Origin of the sequence: Bradyrhizobium tropiciagri (assembly GCF_001189845.1) — a bacterium.
Lineage (GTDB): Bacteria > Pseudomonadota > Alphaproteobacteria > Rhizobiales > Xanthobacteraceae > Bradyrhizobium > Bradyrhizobium tropiciagri.
The window spans coordinates 1-1,021 of the sequence record NZ_LFLZ01000177.1; the positions used below are offsets into that span (position 1 = coordinate 1).

A 1,021-nucleotide genomic window follows, 5' to 3' on the forward strand; every position below is an offset into this window, starting at 1 on the left:
GCTCCAAAGAGGGTGGCTTTGCTGAGCGATATGAGGCGGCGCGATTTCATCCTCGGCGCGGGGGCAGCCGTTTCATCACCGATCCGTGCTTTCGCGCAACCATCGTCGAAAATTTGGCGCATCGGGTTTCTCGCCCATGGGCATGAGACCTTTTATGATCCATTTTTCAGCGAACTCCGACAACTCGGCTATCAGGAGGGGCGCAACCTCGTTGTAGAACGCAGATATGCAGCAGGACACCCCGAGCGCTTTTCGACATTTGCGGCAGAGCTTGTTAATTTCCCGGTCGATCTCATCATTGTTGTGACGACGCCTGCTGCGCTGGCCGTAAAAAAGGCTACGACGACGATACCGGTCGTCTTTCCGAACGCCATTAATCCGGTCGAGACCGGGGTTGTTGCAAGCCTTGCGCACCCGGGAGGTAATGTGACCGGAGGCGCGGTTCCGACTGCCGAACTCAGCGCGAAGCGCATAGAATTTTTTAAACAGGTCATCCCGAAACTGCTCCGGGTGGCAGTCCTCTGGGACTCAGCAAACCCTTCAGTTTCTCTCGGTTTGAGAGATACTCGAAACGCGGCGGAAAAGCTTGGAGTTGCGATACAGCCGCTCGAGGTCCGCGAGCCGAAGGATTTCGCAATTGCTTTTGGAAAAATACCCGGGGACCGGCCCGACGGAATGATCGTCTTTCAAGATGCGCTGACGCTTCAGCATCGAAACGAGATCATCGCCTTCGTAACACAGGAGCGGCTCCCAACGATGTACACAGGTAGGGAATGGGTGCGTGAGGGCGGCTTGATGTCCTACGGTGAGAACCTTGGCGGCATGTTCAAGCGCGCAGCGTACTTTGTTGACAAGATCTTCAAGGGTACCCCACCTTCCGACTTGCCGGTTGAGCAGCCCGTCGAGTTCGATCTCGTCATTAACGTCAAGACTGCGCAAACGCTGGGGTTAGCTTTTCCTCAGTCCATATTGCTCCGTGCCGACGAGGTGATCGAATAGCGAAAGTTGGGCAATGGATGAG

The 1,021-nt window shown here is 55.5% G+C and carries 1 protein-coding gene; it reads left to right on the plus strand.

Annotated features, from left to right (window positions below; all coding sequences use genetic code 11):
• Positions 1-999: ABC transporter substrate-binding protein (locus AKN84_RS44290; RefSeq protein ID WP_050426606.1), on the plus strand; the 999-nt coding region annotated here is incomplete at its 5' end.
• Positions 1,000-1,021: the final 22 nt, after the last annotated feature.